At 68.5% G+C, this 4,581-nt stretch carries 5 protein-coding genes; 4 read left to right on the top strand and 1 reads right to left on the bottom strand.

What is annotated here, in order from left to right:
- The 3 genes from AX685_RS17150 to AX685_RS17140 all read left to right on the top strand — a co-directional run.
- On the top strand, window positions 1–408 hold a 408-nt coding region (locus AX685_RS17150; RefSeq protein WP_156445894.1), incomplete at its 5' end, for a murein hydrolase activator EnvC family protein.
- Window positions 409–433: 25 nt separating this feature from the next.
- Complete coding sequence (gene tyrS, locus AX685_RS17145; protein WP_066490758.1) at window positions 434–1,660, top strand: tyrosine--tRNA ligase; 1,227 nt, start codon at window positions 434–436, stop codon at window positions 1,658–1,660.
- Window positions 1,661–1,755: 95 nt separating this feature from the next.
- Window positions 1,756–2,061 (top strand): PilZ domain-containing protein, encoded by a 306-nt coding sequence (locus AX685_RS17140; RefSeq protein ID WP_082741047.1) that lies wholly within the window; start codon window positions 1,756–1,758, stop codon window positions 2,059–2,061.
- A gap of 4 nt (window positions 2,062–2,065) precedes the next feature.
- Here the strand turns inward: AX685_RS17140 and recG are convergent, their stop codons facing one another.
- The gene (gene recG / locus AX685_RS17135) at window positions 2,066–4,120 is read right to left on the bottom strand and encodes an ATP-dependent DNA helicase RecG (protein ID WP_066490744.1); all 2,055 of its coding nucleotides are present in this window, start codon (window positions 4,118–4,120) and stop codon (window positions 2,066–2,068) included.
- Between the two features lie 123 nt (window positions 4,121–4,243).
- On the opposite strand from recG, the gene AX685_RS17130 reads away from it, so the two are divergent.
- Entirely contained in the window at window positions 4,244–4,519 is a 276-nt protein-coding gene (locus AX685_RS17130) for an FAD assembly factor SdhE (RefSeq protein ID WP_066490742.1), read from the top strand.
- Window positions 4,520–4,581 lie beyond the last annotated feature (62 nt).

Here is a 4,581-nt window from a genome sequence, read left to right as displayed (position 1 = left end):
ACCCCGGTGGTGGCGCCCGCCGCCGCACCTGGGCGCTTCGTCTGGCCGGTGTCGGGCCAGGTCGTCCGGCGCTTCGGCGCGGGCGCCAGCGGGGAACGCAGCGACGGGATCAAGATCGCCGTCCCGCTCAACACCCCCGTCAAGTCGATCGCCGACGGCACGGTCGCCTATGCCGGTGACGGGATCGCTGCACTGGGCGGGCTGGTCATCATCCGGCACGGCGGTGGCTGGACCTCGGTCTACGGCCATGCCGCCAAATTGCTGGTGCGGCGCGGCGATCCGGTCACCCGCGGGCAGACGATCGCGCTCAGCGGCGCAACCGGCTATGCCGACCAGCCGGAACTGCATTTCGAGCTGCGGCGCGGGCGCACCCCGGTCGATCCCACGGCGCAATTGCCGCGGCGCTGACGCGCGTGTAACGCCCCGTCCCGTCATGAGCGAATTTTCGTCCGATCTCCTCCGCCTTCTGTCGGAACGCGGCTATATCCACCAGACGACCGATGCGGCCGCGCTCGATGCGCTGGCGGCGAAACAGGTGGTGCCCGGCTATATCGGCTTCGATCCGACCGCGCCGTCGCTCCACGTCGGCAGTCTGGTGCAGATCATGCTGCTGCGCCGCCTGCAACAGGCGGGGCACAAACCGTATGTGCTGATGGGCGGCGGCACCGGCAAGATCGGCGACCCGAGCTTCAAGGACGAGGCGCGCAAACTGTCGTCGGATGACGTGATCGCCGCCAACATCGCGGGCATCCACCGCATTTTCGACCGGTTCCTGACGTTCGGCGACGGCGCCACCGATGCGGTGATGGTCAACAATGCCGAATGGCTCGACAAGCTGGAATACATCCCCTTCCTGCGCGAGGTCGGGCAGCATTTCAGCGTCAACCGGATGCTGTCTTTCGATTCGGTGAAGCTGCGGCTGGACCGCGAACAGTCGCTCAGCTTCCTCGAATTCAATTATATGATCCTGCAGGGTTACGACTTCCGCGAACTGGCGCGGCGCCACGGCGTGCGCATCCAGATGGGCGGCAGCGACCAGTGGGGCAATATCGTCAACGGCATCGAACTGGCGCGCCGGATGGACGGGACGGAGGTGTTCGGCATCACCACCCCGCTGCTCACCACCGCTGACGGGCAGAAGATGGGCAAGACCGTCGCCGGCGCGGTGTGGCTGCATGAGGATCAGCTACCGCACTTCGATTACTGGCAGTTCTGGCGCAACACTGATGACCGCGACGTCGGCCGCTTCCTGCGGCTGTTCACCGACGTGCCGCTGGACGAGATCGCCAGGCTCGAGGCACTGGAAGGCGCCGAGATCAATGAAGCGAAGAAGGTGCTCGCTAACGAAGCGACCGCGCTGTGTCGCGGCCGGGCGGCGGCGGACGAGGCGGCCGAAACCGCACGCCGCACCTTCGAGGAAGGCGCCAGCGGCGGATCGCTCCCGTCGATCACTGCCGCCGGATCGATCCCGCTGGTCGATGCGCTGGTCGAGCTGGGCTTCGCCGCATCGAAGGGGGAGGCCCGCCGCCTCATCAAGGGCGGCGGCGCGCGCATCGACGGGGAAAAGGTGTCGGACGAAGGCGCGGTCGTGACGCTCGCCGGCCAGCCGGTGCGCGTATCGGCTGGAAAGAAGCACCACGGCATCGTTCACCCGCGTTAGACAAACGGGGTAAAGAGATTAGCCACCCGTAACGTTTCACCCTTCCTTAAATCGGATGTCGTGTTGTCGATATCGAGCTTGGGAAAGGTATCCGCGTGGGACGTCCGGCAATCGCCATCTTCGAGGAACGCGCCGAGACGCGCGACGAAACCATGTTTCGCGCGCGCGGCCGCACCGGTGATTCCTCTTTCCCGATGACGATCGTCAACGTCTCCCCGCACGGCTTCATGGCGCGGTGCGAGACCGGCTTGCCGGTGGGGTCGCTGGTATCGGTCACGCTGCCGGTCGTCGGCGACTTCACCGGGGAAGTGCGCTGGACGCTGGGCGGGCGCATCGGCTGCCGGCTGACGCGTGAAATACCGCCCGCGCTTTACCAGTTCGCGCTCGCCGCGATGCGCTGACGGATCACCCGGACCGCAGCAGCGCCACCCCGGCGTCGCGCTCGAACAGGTACAGCGCCACCCGCGCCGCCTGCCCGCGCTCGCCCTCCAGTCCGCCGTCGCGATCGATCAGCAGCCGCGCATCGTCGGTCGCCGCGGGCAGCAATTCGCCCAGCAGTTCCGGCGTCGCCAGCCGGAACATCGCCTCCCCCGATTGCCGCGTGCCCAGCAACTCGCCCGCGCCGCGCAGCCGCAGGTCTTCCTCCGCGATGCGGAACCCGTCGTTGGTCTCGCGCATCAGCGCCAGTCTCGCGCGCGCCGTCTCGCTCAGCGCGCTGCCGCGCAGCAGCAGGCACACCGACCGTCCCCCGCCGCGCCCGACCCGCCCGCGCAGCTGGTGCAACTGCGCCAGCCCGAAACGGTCGGCATGTTCGATGACGATCAGCGTCGCATTGGGGACGTCCACGCCCACCTCGATCACCGTCGTCGCTACCAGCACGCCGGTCTCGCCGGCGGAAAAGCGCGCCATGACCGCATCCTTCTCCGCCCCGCGCAACCGCCCGTGGACCAGCCCGACACGATCGCCGAAGCGGCTCGCCAGCGCCGCCGCGCGCGCCTCCGCGGCCTGAAGGTCGCTGGTCTCGCTTTCCTCCACCAGCGGGCACACCCAATAGGCCTGCTTGCCCTCCGACAGATGCCGGCCCAGCGCGTTGATCACCTCGTCGACGCGCTCCTCGGACACCACGCGCGTCTCGATCGGTTCGCGACCAGGCGGCATCTCGTCCAGCCGGCTCTGGTCCATCTCGCCATGCAGCGCCAGCGTCAGCGTGCGCGGGATCGGCGTCGCGGTCATCGCCAGCACGTGCGGCGGCTGGCGGCCCTTGTCCTTTAACAGCATCCGTTCCGCCACGCCGAACCGGTGCTGCTCGTCCACCACCACCAGCCCCAGGTCGCGATAGCCGACCGCCTCCTGGAAGATCGCGTGCGTGCCCACCAGGATGTGGATCGATCCGTCCGCCAGCCCCATCAGCGTCGCTTCGCGCGCGCGGCCCTTGTCGCGGCCAGTCAGCACCGCGATTTCCACCGGCAGTCCCGCGAGCGTCCGCCGCAGCGTTTCGTAATGCTGGCGCGCCAGGATCTCGGTCGGCGCCAGCATCGCGCCCTGCGCCCCCGCCTCCACCGCGATCAGCAGCGCCATCGCCGCCACCAGCGTCTTTCCCGACCCGACGTCGCCCTGCAACAGCCGCAGCATCGGGGAGGATTGCGCCATGTCGCCCTCGATCTCCCGGACGCTGCGCGCCTGCGCCCCGGTCAACTGGTACGGCAGCCGCAGCAGATCGCGCAGCCGCCCGTCGCCCGCCAGCGCGCGCCCGCGCCGCCGCCGCGTGTCGGCGCGCACGATCGACAGCGCCAGCTGGTTGGCGAACACCTCGTCATAGGCCAGCCGAGCCCGCGCGGTCGCGTCCGCCGGGTCGGCATGGATGCGCGCCACCGCCTCGCGCCAGTCGGGCCAGCCGTGCCGCGCCTTCAGGCTCGGCTCGATCCATTCGGCCAGCACCGGCGCGCGCGCCAGCGCCTGTTCGATCAGCCCCGCCAGCCGGCGCGACGTCATCCCCTCGCTCAGCGGATAGATCGCCTCGCGCTCGCGAAAAGTATCGTCCTCGCCGACGATCTCAGGGTGGATGATCTGCAGTTCCTGGCCATATTGCTCCAGCTTGCCCGAAATCCGCTTCGCCTCGCCCAGCGGCAGCTGCTTCCTCGCCCAGCCGGACGATCCGCCGAAATAGACCAGACTGACGTAGTTGCCATGCGCATCCACCGCCTGCACCCGCGTCGGACCGCGCGGCGAGGACGACGTGCGGTATTCGCGCGGGGTCACGGTGATCGCGATCGTCCGGCTGACATCACCGTGCATCAGCTCGTCGCGCGCCACGCGGTCGACCCAGCCGGACGGCAGATGGAACAGCAGGTCGACGACCCGCGCAATGCCCAGCCGGTCCAGCGGCTTGGCCAGCGTCGGGCCGACGCCCTTGAGCGCCTGTACCTCGGCGAACAACGGATTGAGGATATCGGGTCGCATGACTATGTCCGTCCGACTATTCCGCCGTTGCCCGTCATGCCAGCGAAAGCTGGCATCTTTGCGTGACCGGGCACACCTGCCGCAGAAAGATGCCAGCATCCGCTGGCATGACGAAAGAGTTTGATGGACCACGACATCCGCCTGAAACGCCTGCGCTTCCGCGCCTGGCACCGCGGCACGCGCGAGGCCGATCTGATGATCGGGGGCTTTTTTGACGCGCACGGCGCCGGCTGGTCGCCCGACCAGCTCGACTGGTTCGAGGCGCTGCTGGAGGAACAGGATGTCGACATCATGGGCTGGGCGATCGGCTCCATCCCCTGCCCGCCCGAATGGGAGGGGGAAATGATGGACACGATGCGCCGCGTCGATTTCGTGACGGTGCTTAATCCGGGGATGTGAGTTCTGTCTCTCTCTCCCCGTCGGGGAGAGGGCCGGGGTGAGGGGCCGGGGTCTCGCAGAGG

Source organism: Sphingomonas sp. CCH9-F2, from assembly GCF_001556735.1.
GTDB lineage: Bacteria > Pseudomonadota > Alphaproteobacteria > Sphingomonadales > Sphingomonadaceae > Sphingomonas > Sphingomonas ginsenosidimutans.
The sequence above is the reverse complement of the archived record's forward strand: the minus strand, read 5'-3'. Positions and strand labels throughout refer to the sequence as shown.

Bases quoted from the DNA above. Each gene is read 5' to 3' on its own strand.
- tyrS (WP_066490758.1), top strand. From the start codon at position 434: ATGAGCGAATTTTCGTCCGATCTCCTCCGCCTTCTGTCGGAACGCGGC.
- recG (WP_066490744.1), bottom strand. From the start codon at position 4,120: ATGCGACCCGATATCCTCAATCCGTTGTTCGCCGAGGTACAGGCGCTC.
- AX685_RS17130 (WP_066490742.1), top strand. From the start codon at position 4,244: ATGGACCACGACATCCGCCTGAAACGCCTGCGCTTCCGCGCCTGGCAC.